Below are 21,553 nucleotides of genomic sequence, written 5' to 3'. Positions count from 1 at the left end.
TGCGGCACCAATCCGACCAGGAGGTGGAGGATGAATAAAGGGCGAACGATCGTATTCGCCGCAATCGCTGCGGTTATCGTCGCGTTGATCGGCATCGCGGCATGGAGAGCTTGGGGATTGCCGGACGGCCATTCCCTCAATCGCGGCGTGGAGCCGTTCATTCGCAAGCCGGGCGAATTCCCGATTGCGGATCGGCGTGTGGAGCTTGAAGTATTGGTCGGGTCGGATCTTAAGAAAGAGGAATTGGATACGAATCTGTTCACGGAATATATCGAGCAAAAGCTCGGCATCGAGCTCAAGTTCGTCATAGCAAAGTCGGGCGAGCTGGACGAGACGGAGGACCTGTTGTTCGCGAGCGGGGACTATCCGCCGATCATTCTGAGCGGCAGTCTGACGACGGACGAGCAGGTGCGATACGGGCAGCGGGGCATCCTTCTTCCGTTGAACGGCTTGATCGACCGGTACGGCGATCGATTGAAGGATATTTTTAGCTCCAATCCGGCCGTCCGGCAGTCGATCGCGGCGCCCGACGGCAATATTTACGCACTGCCGTCTATCAATGAATGCTTCCATTGCTGGTACGCGCAGAAGCTATGGATCAATCAATCGTGGCTGGACAAGCTTGATCTGAAAATGCCCGAGACGACGGAGGAACTGTACGAGGTGCTGCACGCTTTCAAAACGAAGGATCCTAACGGCAACGGCCTCCCGGACGAAATTCCGCTCAGCGGTGCCATGAACAGCTGGCATACGGGCATTACGGGCTTTCTTATGAGCCCTTTTATTTATAATACGGACACGGATTACTTCTACATCGAGAACGGCCGTGTCGGAATGGCCGCCATCCAGCCGCAATGGCGGGAAGGGCTCGAATATATGAGAAAGCTGTTCCGCGAAGGATTAATCGACCCGGACGTGTTCACCCAATCGCTCGACGGGCTCATGGAGACGGCGTCACGCCAGGAAAATGTGCTAGGCGCGGTCACGTCCGGACATATTCGGATGGTGTTCGACGGCAATGCCGGCAGCAGGGACGGCGATTACGAGGCGGTTCCGCCCTTGATCGGTCCATCCGGCTATGCGGCGGCAGGCTACTTCGGCTCCTACGACCGCGCGGCCTTTGCCGTCACCGACAAAGCGACGGCTGCCGAAGCGGCTGCCGCCACACGTCTGGCCGACTTCCTGATGACCGAAGAGGCGACGATCCGCAACGAGTGGGGACCTGAAAACAAGTGGTGGCGAAAAGGAGAGCCCGGCGAGTACGACGAGCATTGGAAACCCGCCAAATATTGGCTCGACCCCGAATTCTCCAAGTCGTCCACCCAAAACGCCGTCTGGGCCCAGATGGGCGTGCTATATCGGGACCGGGACCTGCGAGAGTCCTGGGCCGTGTCCGAGGATCCCGATTCATTCAAAGGCTACGAGCATCGGCTCTATGTGGAGACGCAAAAGTATGCGGACAAGGAGCCGCGTGAGGTGTACCCTTCCTATATTTTTATGGATACGGCCGCAGCCGAGGAAGCCGCCCGATTAAAAGCGCCGATCAACGATTATATCCGAAGAAATCTGGTTCAATTTATTACGGGCGTGAAGGATACGGCCGCCGACTGGGACGATTACGTGAGCGGCCTGAAGCAGTTGAAGCTTGACCGGTACATCGAGATTCATCAGCACGCATATGACACCTACAAACAACAACAATGAAAAAGCCTTGTTCCGGAAATGCCTTCCGGTCAGGCTTTTTTTCTTGCAATAGAATATTGATCGGTCCGCGAAAGATAAGCGCTGGCCAAAACGCACGGTTTTGAAAGCGTTTGTAGAATGATGTCCGTCCGTAGATTTCTGTTCGTTGACGGTCCGGTCCGGCGTTCGATATGGTTAGGCCATTCAGAGCAAGGCGAATACGAGCTTCTGGAAAGGGCGTGAACGGGCAGATGAAAAATACCGGCGTTATGGGCGTGCGCGGCAATACCATGCGCAGTGGCCGCAAGAGAAGCGGAGGGCTCGATGCCGGACGCATATGGAGGGGGATCAAACGGCATTGGCAGCTATACCTGCTCATAGCGGCCCCGATGGCCTACATCGTCATCTTTAAGTACATCCCGATGTACGGCGCCCAGATCGCGTTTCGGGATTACAGCGTCGTGAAGGGATTTACGGGAAGCGAGTTCGTCGGGCTCAAGCACTTTCAATCTTTTTTTCAGTCGCCGAACTTCTGGCTGCTCATCAAGAATACGCTAGGGATCAGCTTGTACTCGCTTGTTATCGGCTTTCCCGCCCCGATCGTTCTCGCACTCGCTCTTAATGAGATCAGGAGGGTGAAGTTCAAGAAGACCGTACAGATGGTGACGTTCGCTCCGTTTTTCATCTCGACCGTCGTCATGGTTTCCATGATTATGATTTTCCTCTCGCCGCGTCTTGGATTCGTGGATCATATTGTCCGGGGTCTGGGCTTCGAATCGATTAATTTCATGGGCTCGCCGGGTTATTTCAAGAGCATCTTCGTATGGTCCAACGTATGGCAAGGAATCGGCTACGGCGCGGTGATCTACCTGGCTGCCTTAGCCGGCATTAATCCCGAACTGTACGAGGCGGCTAAAGTGGATGGCGCATCAAGGCTTCAGAAGATGCGGCACGTCGATATTCCGGGCATTGCGCCCGCGGCCATCATTCTGCTGATCCTCAGCGTCGGGCAAATCATGAACGTCGGCTTCGAGAAAGTATATCTGATGCAAAATCCGCTCAACGTGAGCACCTCGGAAGTCATATCGACTTATGTGTACAAGATCGGTCTGCTCGGCGCGAATTTCAGCTTTTCTTCCGCGGTCGATCTGTTCAATTCCTTGATCAATCTGGTCTTGCTGTTAAGTGTCAATGCCGTTGCCAAACGAATCTCGGACAACAGTCTGTGGTAAAGGGGGGACGTACATGAACCGGGCAACCGCGATCCGCGAATCGGTCGGCGACAGGGTTTTCCTTGCGCTGATTTATATCTTTCTCTGCTGCGTGCTTGTCGCCGTCCTCTATCCGCTCATTTATATTGTCAGTTCTTCGTTCAGTTCGGCGCAGGCGGTCGTCAGCGGGGAGGTATGGCTGTGGCCGGTCGACTTCAGCCTGATGGGCTATAAGGTCATTTTCTCCAATCCGGCGATTTTGACAGGCTATATGAACTCCATTATTTATACCTTGCTGGGCGTGTCCATTAATGTCGTCATGACCGTGGCTATTGCCTATCCTTTGTCCAGATCGACGTTTGTCGGGCGCAACCTCATCATGATGCTGCTGGTGTTCACGATATTGTTCAGCGGCGGACTGATCCCGACGTACCTCACGGTCAAGGCGGTCGGCATTCTGGATACAAGATGGGCGATGGTATTGCCCGGAGCGCTGTCGGTCTTTCAGGTTATCGTGGCGCGCACCTTTTTTCAGTCGACCATTCCGAAGGAGCTTGGCGAAGCGGCGGAGCTGGACGGATGCTCGGACATCGGTTTTTTGTGGCGGATCGTTCTGCCGCTCTCGAAGGCGATTATCGCCGTCCTGATCCTGTTCTACGCGGTGGGCATATGGAATGCATACTTCGACGCGCTCATTTATCTCAAGTCGCCCGAGTTGTATCCGCTGCAGATCATTTTGCGGAATATTTTGATTCTCAACACCATAGACGCAACGGCCCTTGTCGATGCGAATCAGATGGCGGCGAGGCAGGGATTGCGCGATTTGTTGAAGTATTCGCTGATTGTGGTCGCGACGGTTCCGATTCTTTGCATTTATCCGTTCGTCCAGAAATATTTCGTTCAGGGCATTATGATCGGATCGGTGAAGGGATAGGCGGCGGAAGGACGAAAGGGAGGTGAGGCCGGGAGGGAGCACGCAAGGGCAACGCGCAAAAGCATTGTCGGGAAGCAGCAGCGTTACTGGCACGTTTGGAGCGAAAAAAAAAGGAGGCGTCATCTTGAAAAAGAATCGGATCACCGGAACGGTTGTCATCCTCACGCTCGTATTCGCGCTCATCCTGGGCGCATGCAGCGGCGGCGACAAAGAGACGGGCAATCAAGGAAACGGCGGCGCCGCCGGCACGGTAGGCGATCAGGCGCAGGCAAGCGGAAAGCCGGTGACGCTGGACGTGTTCTTGTCCTTGTCCCCGCGCATCGAAGATATCAACAAAAACGCCATTACCCAATATATCGAAAACAAGCTGAACATTAAATTCAAATTCGACGCTACGCCCAATGCGAACGCGGCCGACAAGAAAAAGTTGATTATGGCGAGCGGCGATTATCCCTCCGTCTTCCTCTCCGGCGACTTTACGCAGTCCGAACAGATCGATTACGGCCAGCAGGGCGTGCTGCTGCCGCTCAACGATCTGATCGACCAGTACGGCGACGAGATCAAGAGGGCGTTCCAGGACGATCCCGATCTCAAAGCGGCCATCACGGCCCCGGACGGCAATATTTATGCGCTTCCGCACGTGAACGACTGCTTTCATTGCTGGTACTCCCAAAAGGCATGGATCAACAAGACCTGGCTGGACAGTCTGGGACTGGAAATGCCGAAAACGACCGAAGACTTTTACAACGTGCTGAAGGCGTTCAAGGAGAAGGACCCGAACGGCAACGGCAAAGCCGACGAAATTCCGTTTGCCGGCGCGATCGGCACCTGGCACGGCGTCCCTTCCAATTTTCTTATGAACGCGTTTATTTACGACAACGACGAAGACTTCTTCACGATGAAGGACGGCAAGGTCGATCTGGCCGCGAACAAGACGGAATGGAGACAAGGTCTCGAATATTTGAACAAGCTGTACGGCGAAGGTCTCATCGACAAGGAATCGTTCACGCAAAACGGCGACGCGCTTACCCAGGTCGCCAACAAGGAAGGCGATAACGTGCTCGGCGCCATCGCGGGCGGCATTCCAAGCTTGTACTTCAGCCTGGCGGCCGATCAGACGCGGCACAAGGACTATGTGTCCATCCCGCCGCTGACCGGTCCGAACGGCGTCGCCTATACGGGGTATTACAAGTCGTACGGCAACGGGCAGTTCGCCATCACGAACAAGGCATCCAAAGAGCAGCAGATCGCGGCGATCAAGATGGCGGATTACATGTGGTCGGAGGAGCACGCGATTACGAACGAGTACGGCCTGGAAGGAAAGTACTGGGAGAAGGCGCCGGACGGGACGGTGGATGTGCGGGGCAGACAGGCGAGATATATGCTGAAGCCCGAATTTTTCGATATGGCTTCCGCCGCGACCAACAATGAGACGTGGGAACAGATGGGCATCACGAGGCGGACGCGCGATATCCGCGAATCGTGGGTCGCTCCCAAAGATCCGATGACCCAGGAAGGATACGAATACAGGCTGTTCCTCGAGACGCAAAACAACTACGAGAACAAGCAGCCGAAAGAAACGTTTCCGCTTAGCATCTTTATGGATACGGCGGACGCCAAGGAAGTCAACCAGCTGCGGCCGCAAATCAACGATTATATTCGTTCGTACATGGCGCAGTTTATTACCGGCTCGAAGAAGCTCACCGACAACGAGTGGAACGCGTACGTAAAGGGCTTCGACGGCTTGAAGCTGAAGCGCTATCTGGAAATCTACCAGAACGCTTACGATAAAATGGCGAAATAGGCGAAATCAAGATAACGGCAAAGAGAGGTTTTGACATGCTTCAGACACCGATTTCTAAAGGTCCGTTCGAACCGACCTTCGAATCGCTAAGAACGTTCGAGTGCCCGGATTGGTTCCGGGACGCCAAGCTGGGCATCTGGTCTCACTGGGGCGCGCAGTCCGTCCCGATGTACGGAGACTGGTACGCGCGCAATATGTATGTCGAAGGCTCCGAGCAGTACCGGTACCATATCAGGCATTACGGACATCCGTCGCAATTCGGCTATAAGGACATCGTGCAGCTTTGGAAAGCCGAGAAGTTCGATCCCGAGGCGCTGATGGACCTGTACGTGGCTGCGGGCGCCAAATACTTCGTCGCGCAAGCCATGCACCACGACAACTTTTTTAACTACGGCTCCAAGATCCACCGGTGGAATTCGGTGAACATGGGGCCTAACAAGGATATCGTCGGGCTCTGGAAGCAGGCAGCGGTCAAGAGAGGGCTGCCCTTCGGCCTGACCGAGCATCTGGGCGCCACGTTCAGCTGGTTCCATTGGAACAAAGGCCGGGATAAAGAAGGGCCATTTAAAGGCGTACCCTATGACGGCAACGATCCCGCGTACGAGGATTTGTACCTGCCGAACCTCGAGCACCACGATCCGGGCAAAAAAATGTACGATCTGGATCCATGGTATACGCCGAACCGATGGTGGCACCAGCGATGGTTCGACATCGTCAAGGAGGTGATCGATCTTTACCAGCCGGACCTCCTGTACTCGGACGGCGTACTGCCGTTCGTCAATACGTGGGATAAGCCGGACTTCGATCCCGGTCATCCCGATTATCTGGCGGGATTGCATGCGGTCGCGCACCTGTACAACACGAGCGCCGCGCTGAACGGCGGCGTGAACAAGGCGGTTTACAATCAGAAGGACCGCAAAAAAGAGATATACAGCCTCGGCGTGATGGATATCGAGCGCAGCCAGGAGCCCGACATCAAGCCGGAACCGTGGCAGACGGACACTTGCGTCGGCGACTGGTTCTACCATGTCAAGACGGTCTACAAAAAGCCGGGGCATGTCATCGAGATGTTCGTAGATATCATATCCAAAAACGGCAATATGTTGTTGAACATTCCGCAGAAGCCGGACGGCACGATCGATGACGAATGTACGTTCATTTTGAAGGAAATGGCAAGCTGGATCCAGGTTTGCGGGGAAGGGGTATACGGGACCCGTCCGTTCCGCGTGTCGGGCGAAGGCGGCACCCGCGTCGTGATCGACCATTTTAAGGAAGACAAAGCGGAATGGAGCGCGTCGGATTTTCGTTTCACGCAAAAAGGCAGCACGATCTATGCATTCCAGATGCGCGCGCCCGAAGATCGTCTTGCCGTCATCCGTTCGATCGGACCGGATGAAAAAGTGAGAAACGTGCGCCTGCTCGGGGTCGGCGAAGTGCCGTTCGAGCAATCGTACGGGGTGCTCGTCGTATCGCTGCCGGAACGGCTGCCGACGGAATACCTCAATTGCCTTGCCATTGAAGTATAATCGCATGATGCAACAAGGGGCTGTTCCCTAAAGGAACGGCCCCTCGCTTTTAACGCATAGAATCCGTTCCCGTCGGGAGGCGATTATTCTCGAGCGGAGGCACGATCCTCGGCGGCGAAGCGTCACCAATCGAAGACTATCCGGGTGTTGGACAGAGGAAGTACCACGGGAACTTCCCGACCGCAATTTAGTTATATTTTGGCGCAACGCCCGGTCACTTCTATCCAGGTGGGCTGTGATACGATTGGAACTACAAAGGTTTGGCAAAAAGTCTGGCGAAAAGGGAGGTACGGTCATTTGTAAGCGCATGCATTATATGTCGCTTCTATTAAATATAACAGTAAAATCGGCAATATCGCATCGTCATTGACTCGACTTCTGGGTGGATTCAAACAATTGTAACCATTTTTTGCGGTATTGATGGGGCGAGAGGCCAAACTTTTTCTTGAAGATCTTACAGAAATAAGAACAGTTTTCAAGTCCTATTATTTCGCCGATCTGAGCGACCGTATGATTGGTCGTGGTCAAGAGTTTAACCGATTCCTGCAAACGACGCTCATTCAAATATTCTGATAAGGTCATTCCGACCCATTCCTTGAACCGATGCGAGATGAGATAGGGGGAAAGATGTAATTCGTTTGCCATGTTATTTAGACTCAGCGGCTCGGTGTATCGAGCTTCCAACCATGCGAGAATGCGTTCGATTTGACTGGGCGTACGGACGGCGCTTAGCTCAACCTGATTTTGATAGCGCTCCCACACCGACTTAAGCTGATAGAAAAATGCAACGAGAAACAATGAAAATTCTTCCTCATTCGTCCGTTTCCGATTTTCCCAGATTTGAAACACGGAATGGAATTGATCCGCTTCATCGAGGTTGTAAAGGCACGGAGAAGGGAGTTTGCTGGTCAAAAGTCTCTTATAGAATGCAAACAAACTTGGCCATTTCTCGAAGTAAGCTTCATACATCAAGGGCTCAAATTGAATGATCGAGCGGACGAAAGGGGTTTCCTCCGACATCTCCGCTTGTAAAAAATGCAATTGATAGGGTTGAAATACGCAAAGCGTGCCGGGAGTCAATTCGTAGCTTTTTTGATCGACGATGAGTTTGCCGTTGCCTTCATGGACGATAAGGACTTCCAATCCTCGATGCGCATGGAATGTTCCTTTGAACCAGTCTGACCCGGTGCTTTTGCGAAGATAGGCATAATGAAGAAAAAAATCGTGGTGATAGAAAGTCAGAAGAAAATTATTGGACACTGGATTCACATCCTCTCTATAACAAAGTTTACAGCAGTAAAGCAATACCGACAAGAAATCGACCAAATGGTGAGGATTCATCATACCTGGAGGTCATTGACAACGGAGGTTGCAGTTAATGGTGAAAAAAGGGATCTTTTACTACATTAAACGTGATTATCTTCTCTATTTGATGTTGGTTATCCCTGTTGTTTATTTATTGATTTTTAAATACGCCCCCATATACGGCATACAGATCGCTTTTAAGGATTACAACATTTTTCAGGGCATCAACAATAGTCCCTGGAATCATTTTGCAACCTTTGAACACATTTTTTCCTCGAAGCAATTCTATCAAGTGGTAAGGAACACGTTGGTGTTGAACGGTTTGGATCTGATCGTAGGATTTCCGGCGCCGATTATTTTGGCTATTTTGATCAATGAACTGGTATGGACGAAGTTTAAGAAGGTAAGCCAGACCATCTTGTACCTGCCCCATTTCCTTTCTTGGGTCATTATTGGCGGAATCGTTGCCCAATTGTTTTCTCCCACAGGCATGCTCAACTCCTTGATTGTCGATATGGGAGGTCAGACCTTTCCGTTCCTTACGGATAAATACGCGTGGGTTGCAACTTATATTTTTGTCGGCATCTGGCAGAATGCGGGGTGGGGAACGATTTTGTATCTAGCAGCGATGACGGGAATTGACAACCAATTATATGAAGCTGCTGAAGCAGATGGAGCAGGAAGGTTTAGGAAAATGTGGCATATTACGTTGCCGGGTATTCGGCCGACCATCGTCATACTTTTGATTCTCCAAATCGGCAATATTATGGCGATTAACTTCGATCGTCCCTTCAACATCCAAAACAACCTTGTTATGGATTTCGGCGATGTGATCAGCACTTATGTTTATCGAGTCGGCATTCAAACCGCGGACTTTTCGTTAGGTACGGCAGTCGGCTTGTTCCAGTCCGTTATTTGTTTGATATTTTTGTTAAGTTCCAATTATATTAGCCGCAAACTGGGCGAAAACGGAATTTGGTAAGGAGATGGCGACCATGCTGCTTAAAAAAATGAGAATGTCTGACTATATCATTGCATTCGTTATTTTAATTGCGGTTTTCTTATGCCTGGTACCTTTTCTCTATATTTTATCGCAGTCATTCAGTTCTAACAGAGCCATAGTATCTCAATCCGTGACCATATATCCCATAGATTTCAATGTCGAAGCTTATAAAGTTGTCTTTGCGGATGCCAGCATGTTGTATTCCTTATTCTACTCGGTCATTCTGACGGTTGGTTTTGTGCTGCTGGCATTGATTACGACCATCTTGGCCGCCTACCCGCTGACGAAAAAAAGACTCCGCGGCAGAGAGATTTTTCTCCTGATGATGTTGTTTACCATGTATTTTAGCGGCGGTTTGATTCCGGACTATCTGAACATAAAGAATCTGGAATTATTAAACACTCCATGGGCGCTGGTTCTTCCGGGGCTGATGAGCGTGTATTACATGATCATTATGAAAACGTTCTTTCAGAGTTTGCCTGATAGCCTGGAGGAGGCCGCCCACCTGGACGGATGCAACGACCTTCAGATTCTGCTGAAGATCGTCTTACCTCTTTCCAAGCCGGCACTTGCCACCATGAGTTTGCTGTACGCCGTCTTCCGGTGGAACTATTTCCAGGATGCTCTTTTCTACATCTCAGACGAGAAGTATTATCCGATCCAGCTTAAGCTATATAACGTGATCAATATTTCACAGAGTTTCGCTGGCGAAAACGCCGTCGTCAATTTGCCGTCGGAAGCGTTGAAGGCAGCAGCCATTATGTTTGGCACGATACCGATTCTGCTGGTGTATCCATGGCTTCAGAAATACTTTGTATCCGGCATTATGATCGGTGCCGTCAAAGGTTGATATAGATGGCGTGGAATGAAGGGTCCTTCATTTCGCACATTTATATAAATAATAAATCTAAAGGAGAGGTTTCTATGAAGGCGGGGGCACGTAAATTTATCTCTATTGCTTTTGCGACGCTAATGCTTGGGTCGTCATTGTCAGCCTGTTCGTCAAATGGCAACCAAACGTCAGGTAACACCGAACCATCAAGCAGTACGCAAAATACGGCAAGCGAAAGCACCTCAAAAAAACATCGAACATTGACGGTCGAAGTTTTCGACAGAGGCAAACCTGGACAACCGGACTTGAACAATAACTACTGGACAAAGTACATCAACGATAATTTCGGCAAGCAGTATAATGCCACCGTTAATTTCGTTACCGTCCCCAGATCCCAGGAAGTAGAAAAGCTGAACGTATTGATGGCATCCAGCGATGCTCCTGACATTGTATTCACGTACGACTCAGCAACCGTTTATAAATATGTGCAGCAAGGCGGGTTGACGGATCTGGGTCCCGTTCTCGAACAACATGGATCTGCTCTCACAGACTACCTTGGAGACGATATTCTAAAGTATGGTCAATTTAACGGCAAGCAATATGCCATACCGGCAAAAAGGACGTTTCTCGCGGGATTTAATACCTTTATTCGCAAAGACTGGCTCGATAAACTGGGGCTCCCTGTCCCCACGACAGCGGAACAGTTCTATGAAACCATGGTAGCATTTAAGGAGAAGAATCCTGGAAACGTATCCGGAGTTATTCCTTATGCATATACCTTGAGTTCTACCAATCCGGGGGTGGGCAATATTTTTGAAGCCTTTAAACCATCCAACCTCTCGGAAAAAGAATTTGCTACGCTTCAAGCCTCAAACTTGTCTGTACCGCCGTGGAATTTGCCGGGGTATGATAAAGCCGTCCAATATCTGAACAAGATGTATCACGAGGGGTTGATAAGCCCGTACTTCGCGACCGACAAGGATGGTAAACAGAGCGACGCCGATATTTCCAACGGCAAAGTCGGAGCGTTTCACACGAACTGGGACGGCCCGTACAGAACCGCTCCCGGCATCTACACCAACCTCAAAGCAAACGTCCCGGACGCAGAGCTTATTCCGATCGGTCCGTGGCAGAATGATGCGGGTAAACATCCTAAGCAAGGGTACAGCCCGAATGGCATATATATCTTTGTGCCCAAATTCAGCAAGAACGCTGACCTCGCGATCCAGTACCTGAACTGGATGGCCGACCCTAAAAATACCCTCTTCCTCCAGAATGGTAAGGAAGGCGAGGACTACAACATGGTGAATGGCGTTCCGGTCCAGACGGGAACGACGACATCAGGCGATAAGATGATGACGGTGGCGAACAACCTCGACTACGATATCCTCTCGAATGGTATCGAGCTCGGAGATCCGGAGAAGAATGCGGCAGCCGTTTCTGCCGGATATCCGGGTTTTGAGAAAGAGGTGGAGAACGCGTTAAAGGTATCGATGGAAGACTATTACGCACCTTACTACTATTCGATGCCGAATGAAGCTGAATCGAAATACCGCACACAGCTCACGAATCTGTCGGCTCAATTGCTCGCCAAACTCATTGTTGCTAAGCCGGCCGAATTCGACAGTCTGTACAAATCCTCGGTTCAACAGTACATGGATCAGGGTGGGAAGGCCTTACTGGACGAATACATCAAGAATTACGATGCGCAGAACGGTCAATGATTCGCAGGCTTAATTGTCCTTTATCGTAAATGGATAACTGCAAGATTGAGATAACCAGCACATCCAACTCTCAAGGGTCGGTCAAGGCGCTTGGGAGTTGGTTATCTGATTGCGGATTTGCTGGCAATCTATGAAGAAACTCGTTCGTAGTAATCGAAAGATGGTTGGAGGCTTTCATGGAACTCATTTTCTCGGCTAGAAGCAGAACCCAAGAACAGACGGAATATCTCGGTCTGGAACAACATGGATTGAGAGCCTTAGTAGAACTATCGGGCGGCGATGGCGGTTCGAACGATCCGGTTCAAGCATGCGTAAGGATCTGCAATGAGGGAAGAAATGCTTGGGCGGGCGTCATTCACGTCGAATTGCCTTTTCCGAAAAGGAATCCGAGATTTTTCCTGCCGGCATTCATGTACGGGAGAAACCGGGGGGAAGCTCCTCAAAATGTTACGAACGAATTTCCCCGACTGAGAGAGGGTAATCCGTCTCGTCCTTCTTCGCCCTGGTGGATGGTGAGAAGCGACCGGCTCTCCCACCCCGTCGCGCTCGTCTATGACAGCCGGAAAGTATACGGACTTAGCGCGAGTCCATATTTTATTCGTAAGGATGGCGTTAAGCGGCAGTGGAAGCCAGGCGCCGAAGGAGAGTTCTATCAGTATGGCGGTTATACTTGCTCGCTCTCTAGTGGAAGAGTGGGTTATACGCTTGGTTACGAAAATGCGCCGCTCCTGTTTATCAAATCAAAACAGGTCGAGGAGCGGGCGCCTCTCGCGAACAACTGCTTCGAATTGGCGCCGGGGGAGTCGGTGGAATTATCATTCGACCTATTCGACTATGATGCCGATTCGGAATTAGGCATCAATGCAGCAATCGAGGCGGTTTATTATCAATACCATCAGAGCCCCAGGCAAGCAAGCGATGTAAGGACAACGGTTACCGATTTGGCGACGGCCATTTATCAATATGCATGGCTCCCGGAGGAACGGCAATATTCCGGGTTTGTCATCGAGGATGATGACACGGGGGGCTACCGATATAACAAGCTTTTATCGATCAGTTGGACCAATGGATTGTCTGTGGCGACGCCTGTCTTGATGGCCGCTCTGCGATTGGGAGACGAGTCCATGCGCGGACAGGCGATCGATTGTATCACGAACATCGTCGAGAATTCTATGAATCCGGCCACGGGTCTGCCCTACGAATCTTATCAGAATGGGAAATGGTGCATCAACGGTTGGTGGTTTGACGGGATGCGAAATTCGGGACATTCCTCCTATCTGGCGGGGCAGGCTCTGTATTATATCTTGAAGGCATTCGATTATGAGCAACGGTATAGGAATTGTATCCATGACGATTGGCTGGATTTCGTCAAGCGTGCGCTCCTGAAGTTGGAAAGGACGAAAAATGAGGATCATGAGTATCCTTATGTCATTTCCGAAAAGACCGGAGTTGGCATAGAGTACGATGCGTTCGCAGGAACGTGGTGCATGGCCGCGTTGGCCTATTATTGCTGGTTGACTGACGACAGAGCGCATTTAGACAGCTTGAAGAAGAGCGAAAACCATTATTATGAGACGTTCGTCAAACGCATGGAATGTTATGGAACACCTCTCGATACAGATAAGGCAACCGACTCCGAGGGCATCCTCGCTTATATAAAAGCTCTGCGATACATTCATGCGCTGACAGGCGATCCTCTATATCTGCAGCATTTGAAGGATGCGTTCAACTACGAATTTACATTCAAGTTCTGCTACAATTCGCCTGTGAAGGTGCCGCCGCTCAGCCGGATCGGCTGGTCTAGCTGCGGAGGGAGCGTCACTTCAATCGCGAACCCGCACATCCATCCCATGTCCAGTAATGTCGTAGACGAAATGCTCTATTACTTGGAGAACGGTGACGACCCGTATGTTCACGATCGCTTGTTAGATACGATCGGCTGGGGCTGCCAGACCTATAATCGATATGATCGTGAATTCGATTATGGGAAGAAAGGCTGGATGTCCGAGAGATTTTGTCATTCGGAAGGGTTGCTCACTCAGAAGTACCGGGACGGTTCGTTAGCCAGTACATGGTTCTGCCTGATGCCTTGGGCGAGCGGATGCATTATTGAAGGACTGGCCGGTGACTATTGGGGAAAATGAATGCCATAATGCCCTCCGCTTAGGAAAGGAGGTGGCGTTCTGGTACACCGGGCTTGCAAGTAATCGCCTAAAAATAGAGGAGCGGCCACTCGGTCATGAGATGACTGTCGGGGCCGCTCCTATTTGATTAATCAGCTTTTCGGGCTCAGGTACACCTCGAACGCGGCCAGGGTTGGACACCAGCGGGACGCTTCGATCGCCAGGCGGATCCGCTTGGCCGTCATCTCCGGAAACCGGCAAATGCGTTTGTAGCCTACGACCGTATGGCGGTAAAGCGGCTGCCAGCGACCGTCCTGCTCGTATTCGATGCTGAACATCTCGATGCGCTGGCCGGACTGGATATGCTCCTGGAGCACGATCGTGTCGAACGTCGTCTCCTGCGGGAGCTCGACGACGATCGAAGCCTGCTCCGTGCCTTCCCGCGGACACCAGAACGAGTCGACGCTGCCGTCGAGGATGCGTCCGGCATGGTGGAGGTCGTCCGCCTCTTCGGAAGCGTTCGCTACGGCGCCGGATGCGAGATTGCGGCTGAAGGTGGCGGACAGCACCTGTCCGAGTGCCGCCATGGCCGCTGCGTCGTTCTCGTGAATAAGGCCGCGCCGATCGGGCGGGAGATTCAAGAGGAACGTGGAGTTGCCTCCGACGGATTTGTAATAGATGTCCAGCAGCTTGTCGACGTTCCTGACCTGGTCGTCCTCCGCTTCGTGATAGAACCAGCCCGGACGGATCGAGGTATTGACCTCGGCCGGATACCAGACGAGCTGCCCGGCGTCCCGGATCGCATCCCTGCCGCCCAGATTGTCGTCCTGGGAACGAACGAGACGGGAAAAGGCGCCGTCGTCGACATGCTGCGATTTTTCCTGAATTTTCTCGATATCCTGAAGATGAGCCGGCACGACGCTCCATTCGGATTCCCGCGTATGGCCCGCTTCATTGCCGCACCAGCGTACGTCGGGTCCGCACACGGAGATTGCCGCCTCCGGCTGCAGCTCGCGAATGACCTCGTAATAGCCGTCCCAGTCGTAAACCTGCTTCAGACCGTTCGGACCTTCGCCGCAAGCGCCGTCGAACCAGACGCAAAAGACGTCTCCGTACTGCGTCAGCAGCTCGCGCAGTTGATTTTTGAAGTATTCGTTATATTCGTCGGTTCCGTACCGCGGGTCGTGCCTGTCCCAGGGGGACAGGTAAACGCCGAACCGGATCCCGCCTTCGCGGCAAGCCTCCGCGACCTCGCGGACGAGGTCGCCCTTGCCTTCGCGCCAAGGGCTATTTTTGACGGAATGCTCGGTATAAGCGCTGGGCCACAGGCAGAAGCCGTCATGGTGCTTGCAGGTCAGAATAAGTCCCCGCATGCCTGCCGACTTGCAGACGTCGACCCACTGCTTGGCGCTGAATGCCGTCGGGTTGAACAAGGCGGGATCCTCGTCGCCGAGTCCCCATTCCTTGTCGGTGAACGTATTGATGCCAAAATGGATGAAGGAATAAAACTCAAGCCGCTGCCAGGCCAGCTGCCGGGATGAAGGCGTGACGAACGCCGCCTTCCGAATCGTTTCGTTCATTAGGATTGCACTCCTTTAAGTGTGGATGAGGATGGCGATACCAGTTCGACTTCGTAGGCGGCGAGCGTCATAGAGCCGTCATAACGCATGCCTGACAGCAGTCCCTTGCCCGGACGCGCAAGCGCAACGGTACGGGATTCGCCGGTCGTATTCACATAAAGCGTCGATCCGTCGTCCAGCGTGCGCGCCGCGACGCCAAGCGGAGTAGCCGGTCCCGGCTTGATGCCAAGCGCAGGGAACAGTGATTCCAGAAGCGGTTTGAGGATGGCTGTGCTGGCAGGGACGGCGACATAGATCGCCTCGCCCTTGCCGTAGCGGTTCCGCGTGATCGCGGGCGAGCGCTCCAGCGTGTTGACGAAGCTGGCCGCGGTCTCGGCCGTTTTCGTTTCTACGATCTCGTAATAGTCGATGGGAGGCTCGTACTGCCGTTCCCCAAAGACGACGATCGGCCGTTCGCGTTCCAGACGCAGCTCGGTTTTCTCCAGCCCGCCTGCGTTCTCGCTCGGCGTATGGCTTCGCGTCCGCACGAACGCACCGACGCGGATGCCGAATACGTCGCTGAGCGCGCCCGGCAGCGTCGTATCGAACACCTGATTGTGGGCGTTGACTTTGGCGGAGTAGGCCGTCATGACCACCGTACCGCCGCGCTCGACGAACGCGCGAATCGTCGCGGCAGATGCGTCGTCTATCAAGGCGTGTCCGGGAACGACGAGCAATTTGTAGTCCAGGCACAGCTTGCGCAGGTTCACGATATTGCAATCCAGGTTGGCAAGCTCGAGCGTCTCGTAGGCTTGAAGCACCTGATCGGTGTAATCCGACTTGTAGTAGCTCCTGTTGCCGGCGGCAACCTTGAGACTCTCGAAGGAGTAAGCGATGGCGACGTCGGGCGAGACGTTGCGAGGAAGGCCGCGCTCCTGCAGCAGGTTGAATTCATTGGCAATCTGCTTGAACTCATCGTACTTCCAGCCGGGCTCCCCGTCGTGGTCGACCAGACCGAACAAGTACTGCTCCTCTCCGCCGAGCATAGAGCGCCAAGTCCAGGCGCAGACCGCTTGCGCCCGGTGAAGGAGCGACAAATAAGCATACATGCGCATGGCCTTGCGCGGCGAGCCGTACCCTCCGAAGTCGCCGGTCTGGAATTCAAGACACCAGATCGGTCTTCCGAGTTCGCCGGTCCGATGATCCATGAAGAAGCAGGCCGCCGTCAGCGCTCTCCTGTCTTCGGGATTGGTGCCCGGATAGAAGCCGATGCCGGGCAGGTCGACGATCTCGTCGTATTGCTTTAAATAGTCGAAGCCGTATCCGGGGTTCTCCGACCAGTGATTCGTCGTCTCCCTGGCGGACGGCGCGAGCCGTTTGACGAGACGGCTCAGGCCATGCATAAAGGCCAATGTCTCGTCGGAATAAAATCGCCACATGTCCAGCAGCCGCTCCGGCGCCCCCTTGACCGAGCCAGAGATCGGGAGCGCGACATCGCGGAAGCTGTTCAGCTTGCGGGACCAGCGCTGCGTCGCCCAAGCTCGATTGAGAGCGTCGATCGTGCCGTACTTGTTCGACAGCCAAGTTTGAAAGCGATCTCTTGCCGAAGCGGAATACGAAGGCGATCCCGAACCGAATTCGTTGCACAGCCCGAACGCGTAAAGCGCCGGATGCTCGCGATAGCGGCAAACGAGCTTTTCGGCGAATCTGTAGGCGTATTCCTGGAAGACCGGATGCCCGACGTCTTCCATATAACGGGTTTGCGCTTCCAGCCGAAGCCCGTTGGTATCGGCAAGATCGATCTCCGGATATTTCTTATGCAGCCATGTCGGCGCCGGCCTCGTCGCGATGTCGAGTACGACCCGAATGCCTGCCGCCGAGAATAGCGCCATCACCTCGTCGAACCATTCGAAGGTATAATTCCCTTCGGAAGGCTCAAAGCTGTCCCAACACAAATGCCCCAGCCGAACCACATTAAAAGAAGCCTGCTTCATCAGGTCGATGTCGCGCTTCCACCGTTCCCGAGGCCAGTCGTGCGGATGGTAATTCGTTCCTGCATACAACAACTTTTATCACCGCCATATAAGAATAATAAAGTATGTGAGTAATATTAATCGCAATCCAAACGGCGCGAAATATAATATATAACAACTGAATATAAAAAAATGAAGATGATTCACATTGACCAACAAAGTGTTATAAATCTCTTTTTTTTGATATATATCCACTTTGAGCGTTGGCGATATACTACATCATGAATCATCTAAAGGGAGGCCGTTGCATGAAAAAGAGATTCAAGAAACAGTCGTGGGCCGCGCTTGCCATCGCAGTCGCGATGCTGTCGGCCGCAGGCTGCAGCGCCAAATCGAATACGCCGTCCGATTCGGCGGCAAGCGAAGCGCCGCAGGCATCGGGGGCGAGCGGCGAGAGCGCGCCGCAGGACGTCACGATCTCGCTCGGTCGCGTGGTCGGATCCGACAACAAATTCAAAAACGGCGAGACGATCGAGGATAATGTGCATACCCGATGGGCCAAAGAAAAGTTCGGTATCGACTTCAAGGTGGACTGGTCGGTTGGCACGGGCGAAGCCTACACGACGAAGCTGCGCCTGCTGCTGAATTCGAACGGCAAGCTGCCCGACGTATTCACGCTAAGCGATCCGACGCTGGAAAATCAGGTCGTCGATTCTGGCAAAGTCATGGATATCACGGAAGCGTTCGATCAATACGCTTCGCCGAGACTTAAGGAGCTGTACGCCCAATACCCCGAAATCTGGAATACGGTCTCCTATGACGGTAAGCATTACGGTCTTCCTACGTTTAATGCCAACAGCTCGTTCAGCGTGCTGTGGATCCGTCAGGACTGGCTGGACAAGCTGGGCTTGCAGGCGCCCAAGACGATCGAGGATATGGACAAGGTCATGGACGCGTTCGTCAATCAGGATCCCGACGGCAACGGCAAGAAGGACACGATCGGCTTGTCGCTGTCGTTGAAAAAGGGCGTCAGCGCAGTCAAGGATACGTTCATGGTGTCCAGCGACTTCTTGTTCGGACATACCGCCGTGCCGACGTACTGGACGGAAGGCGCGGACGGCAAGCTGCAGTACGGCTCGGTTCAGCCGAGCGTCAAGCAGGGTCTGGTCAAACTGAGCGAATGGATGAAAAAAGGATATCTCGACAAGGATGCGGGCGCGATGGACGAGGCCAAGGCGGCGGAAAGCTTCGTCCAGGGCAAGTCGGGCATGGTGTTTGGGCCGACCTGGATGGCCACCTATCCATTCAACGCGGATATGAAGTTCGACTATAAAGCGGTGCCGATCCCGGCGGGCATCGATGGGCAGATGGGCTTCGGCAGCGAACCGCAATCTTCCGTGCGCTTTTACTTCAACAAGGACTTCAAGCATATGGACGCGTTGTTCAAGTATCTCGACGCGATCATGGGACCCGGCTTCTACGATCCTTCTTCGGAATTCGCCAACGGCTGGGCGGAAGGCTACGACTACGTCATGGTCGACGGCCAGCCGGTGTACGATTCGGACAAAATTCCGGGCGGCTTCGTCGACGTGAAGAAGTATACGATATACGGCAACGATATTCAGACGCCGAAAAAGGAGCTGGAAGTCATGGCCAAGCTCGGCCGAGGCGAAGCCCCCGAGACGCCTTACGAAAAATACTTCGCCGCCAGGCCGAAGAAGTGGGCGGAGGCTGCGGCCGTGCTGGAAACCTATCTGGACAAGGCTGCCGTGTACGATCAGTTTACAGGTCCGCCGACGCCGACGATGGCCGAGAAGGGCGAACTGCTGCGCAAAATGGAAAACGAAACCTTCCTGAAAATCATCTACGGGCAGGAGTCTCCGGATTCGTTCGACAGCTTCGTGAGCAAGTGGAATTCGTCGGGCGGCGAACAGATGACCAAAGAAGTGAACGAGTGGTACGAATCGGTTAAAAAATAACGGGCTTTTCCAGGGACAGGCCTTACGGTTCGTGTGACGCGTAAGGCCTGTCGCCATTGGCAAAATGAAGAAAGAGGCGATTCGGGATGTACGAAGGGAGAAAAAGCAGATTAAGGCTGACGCGGCAGCTGCCGCTTCATCTGCTCATATTGCCGTCGGTCGTTTGTTTGCTTGTATTCAACTACGCGCCGATGACGGGGTTGCTGATGGCTTTTAAGGACTACAAGGCGCGGCTTGGCTTCTGGCAATCGCCCTGGGTCGGCATGAAGCATCTTCATTATATGTTTACCTATCCGGACAGCACCCAGGTCATTTGGAACACGTTTTTGATCGCATCGCTCAAGATTGCGGCCAATACCGTGGTTCCGATTTTGTTTGCGCTGCTGCTGAACGAGGTGCGCGCGCTATTTTTTAAACGGTCGGTCCAAACGCTCGTCTATCTCCCCCATTTTCTATCGTGGGTCATTTTAGGCGGCATTCTGACGGACATTCTCGGCAATAAAGGGATCGTCAATCAGCTTCTGTCCGGTATCGGGCTCGATCCGGTGTTCTTCCTCGGAGACGGCAACTGGTTTCGCTTCACGGTCGTTGTCAGCGACGTGTGGAAGGAGTTCGGCTTTTCTACGATCATCTATCTAGCCGCGTTGACCGGCATCAACATGTCGCTGTACGAAGCGGCCGAAATCGATGGCGCCACGCGCCTCAAGCAGACGCTGCATGTCACGTTGCCTGCGATCGTTCCCGTTATTCTGGTCGTCGGCACGCTGTCGCTCGGCAATATTTTGAATGCGGGCTTCGACCAAATCTTTAATCTGTACAATCCGCTCGTATACCGCGAAGGAGACATTATCGACACGTTCGTATACCGCGTCGGACTGATGAACGGCTCATTCAGCTTTGCGACAGCCGTCGGTTTGTTCAAATCGGCAGTCAGTTTCGTGCTGATCGTGACGGCATACAGACTGGCCTACCGGTTTGGCAATTATCGCATCTTTTAAGGAAAGGCGGCTTATTCCATGTATCGCAATACGATGGGTTATCGTTGGTTTTCAAGCATCAATACGATGCTGCTGGCTTTGATCGCGGTACTCTGCATCCTGCCGTTGGTTCACGTGGCCGCGGTGTCTTTCAGCTCCAGCTCTGCCGCAACGGCCAACCAAGTGTATTTCTGGCCGGTCGGCTTCTCCGCGGAAGCGTATGCGAGAACGCTCGACAATCCGCTGTTTTTACGCTCGCTGCTGCTGTCCGCGGAAAGGACGTTAGCCGGCACCGCGCTCTCCATGGCGCTGACGGTATCGGCTGCGTTCGTGCTGTCCCGCGCATTTGCCGGCAGAGCGTTCTATTCCTGGTTTTTTGTGTTAACGATGCTATTCAACGGCGGCCTGATCCCGACCTATCTGGTCGTGACGAAGCTCGAATTGACGAATACGCTTTGGGCGCTCATTCTTCCTTCGGCCGTCAACGTGTACAATACGATTTTGATGATGCAGTTTTTCAGGGCCATCCCCAAGGAGCTCGAAGAAGCGGCCTACATCGACGGCGCAGGCTATATGCGCTCTCTGACCAAGATTTACTTGCCGCTATCGCTTCCGTCGCTGGCTACGCTGTCGCTGTTCGCCATGGTATGGCACTGGAATTCCTGGTTCGACGGATTGATCTACATGACCGACTACCGGGAATATCCGCTGGCGACTTTTCTTCAGACGATCATTCAGAGCGGAGACATGCGCAATACGAATATCGATCCGTCCCAATTGCAAATCTTATCCGAGAGAACGGTTCGTTCTTCGCAAATTTTGATCGGAGCGCTCCCGATCCTGCTGGTCTACCCGTTTTTGCAGCGATTTTTCGTGCACGGGTTGACGATGGGCGCCGTTAAAGAATAAAATGGGCAAAA

General features: G+C 53.0%; 15 protein-coding genes. 12 read left to right on the top strand and 3 right to left on the bottom strand.

Features of this window, described 5'->3' with window-relative positions:
- Nucleotides 1-30: 30 nt before the first annotated feature.
- The 5 genes from H7B67_RS01950 to H7B67_RS01930 all read left to right on the top strand — a co-directional run bounded on the left by H7B67_RS01950 (nt 31) and on the right by H7B67_RS01930 (nt 7,158).
- Nucleotides 31-1,704: a type 2 periplasmic-binding domain-containing protein gene (locus tag H7B67_RS01950; protein ID WP_185118112.1), complete on the top strand. Its 1,674-nt coding sequence runs from the start codon at nt 31-33 to the stop codon at nt 1,702-1,704.
- 269 nt (nt 1,705-1,973) lie between these two features.
- Nucleotides 1,974-2,915, top strand: coding sequence for an ABC transporter permease (locus H7B67_RS01945; protein ID WP_245363786.1), 942 nt, complete (start codon nt 1,974-1,976; stop codon nt 2,913-2,915).
- A gap of 13 nt (nt 2,916-2,928) precedes the next feature.
- Entirely contained in the window at nt 2,929-3,828 is a 900-nt protein-coding gene (locus H7B67_RS01940; RefSeq protein WP_185118111.1) for a carbohydrate ABC transporter permease, read from the top strand.
- Nucleotides 3,829-3,952: 124 nt separating this feature from the next.
- On the top strand, nt 3,953-5,632 hold the full coding sequence (locus tag H7B67_RS01935; protein WP_185118110.1) for a type 2 periplasmic-binding domain-containing protein: 1,680 nt from the start codon (nt 3,953-3,955) through the stop codon (nt 5,630-5,632).
- 35 nt (nt 5,633-5,667) lie between these two features.
- Complete coding sequence (locus H7B67_RS01930) at nt 5,668-7,158, top strand: alpha-L-fucosidase (RefSeq protein WP_185118109.1); 1,491 nt, start codon at nt 5,668-5,670, stop codon at nt 7,156-7,158.
- A gap of 363 nt (nt 7,159-7,521) precedes the next feature.
- Here the strand turns inward: H7B67_RS01930 and H7B67_RS01925 are convergent, their stop codons facing one another.
- The gene (locus H7B67_RS01925) at nt 7,522-8,418 is read right to left on the bottom strand and encodes a helix-turn-helix domain-containing protein (protein WP_185118108.1); all 897 of its coding nucleotides are present in this window, start codon (nt 8,416-8,418) and stop codon (nt 7,522-7,524) included.
- A 118-nt stretch (nt 8,419-8,536) separates the two neighbouring features.
- Between H7B67_RS01925 and H7B67_RS01920 the strand changes: the two genes are divergently transcribed.
- The 4 genes from H7B67_RS01920 to H7B67_RS01905 all read left to right on the top strand — a co-directional run bounded on the left by H7B67_RS01920 (nt 8,537) and on the right by H7B67_RS01905 (nt 14,166).
- The gene (locus H7B67_RS01920; protein WP_185118107.1) at nt 8,537-9,445 is read left to right on the top strand and encodes an ABC transporter permease; all 909 of its coding nucleotides are present in this window, start codon (nt 8,537-8,539) and stop codon (nt 9,443-9,445) included.
- Nucleotides 9,446-9,458: 13 nt separating this feature from the next.
- Nucleotides 9,459-10,316, top strand: a complete 858-nt coding sequence (locus H7B67_RS01915; RefSeq protein ID WP_185118106.1) for a carbohydrate ABC transporter permease — start codon at nt 9,459-9,461, stop codon at nt 10,314-10,316.
- Between the two features lie 74 nt (nt 10,317-10,390).
- Entirely contained in the window at nt 10,391-12,022 is a 1,632-nt protein-coding gene (locus H7B67_RS01910) for an extracellular solute-binding protein (RefSeq protein WP_185118105.1), read from the top strand.
- Between the two features lie 176 nt (nt 12,023-12,198).
- Entirely contained in the window at nt 12,199-14,166 is a 1,968-nt protein-coding gene (locus H7B67_RS01905; RefSeq protein ID WP_185118104.1) for a hypothetical protein, read from the top strand.
- A 131-nt stretch (nt 14,167-14,297) separates the two neighbouring features.
- Here H7B67_RS01905 and H7B67_RS01900 read toward each other — a convergent pair whose 3' ends face one another.
- Both H7B67_RS01900 and H7B67_RS01895 read right to left on the bottom strand, forming a co-directional pair.
- A complete protein-coding gene (locus H7B67_RS01900) occupies nt 14,298-15,725 on the bottom strand; it encodes an alpha-L-fucosidase (RefSeq protein WP_185118103.1) in 1,428 nt (475 codons plus the stop codon).
- Nucleotides 15,725-17,770 (bottom strand): beta-galactosidase, encoded by a 2,046-nt coding sequence (locus H7B67_RS01895; protein ID WP_185118102.1) that lies wholly within the window; start codon nt 17,768-17,770, stop codon nt 15,725-15,727. Before H7B67_RS01895 ends, H7B67_RS01900 begins: the two co-directional genes overlap by 1 nt.
- Nucleotides 17,771-17,985: 215 nt before the next feature.
- On the opposite strand from H7B67_RS01895, the gene H7B67_RS01890 reads away from it, so the two are divergent.
- The 3 genes from H7B67_RS01890 (at nt 17,986) to H7B67_RS01880 (ending at nt 21,542) form a co-directional block, all read left to right on the top strand.
- Nucleotides 17,986-19,656 carry an extracellular solute-binding protein gene (locus H7B67_RS01890; RefSeq protein ID WP_185118101.1) on the top strand — a complete coding sequence of 557 codons (1,671 nt, stop codon included), beginning with the start codon at nt 17,986-17,988 and terminating at the stop codon, nt 19,654-19,656.
- 86 nt (nt 19,657-19,742) lie between these two features.
- Nucleotides 19,743-20,654: an ABC transporter permease gene (locus H7B67_RS01885; protein WP_185118100.1), complete on the top strand. Its 912-nt coding sequence runs from the start codon at nt 19,743-19,745 to the stop codon at nt 20,652-20,654.
- 18 nt (nt 20,655-20,672) lie between these two features.
- Nucleotides 20,673-21,542 (top strand): carbohydrate ABC transporter permease, encoded by an 870-nt coding sequence (locus H7B67_RS01880; protein WP_185118099.1) that lies wholly within the window; start codon nt 20,673-20,675, stop codon nt 21,540-21,542.
- Nucleotides 21,543-21,553 lie beyond the last annotated feature (11 nt).

Source organism: Cohnella thailandensis (assembly GCF_014212135.1).
GTDB lineage: Bacteria > Bacillota > Bacilli > Paenibacillales > Paenibacillaceae > Cohnella > Cohnella thailandensis.
Note: the sequence above shows the minus strand (reverse complement) of the source record. Positions and strands in the feature narration are given on the sequence as shown.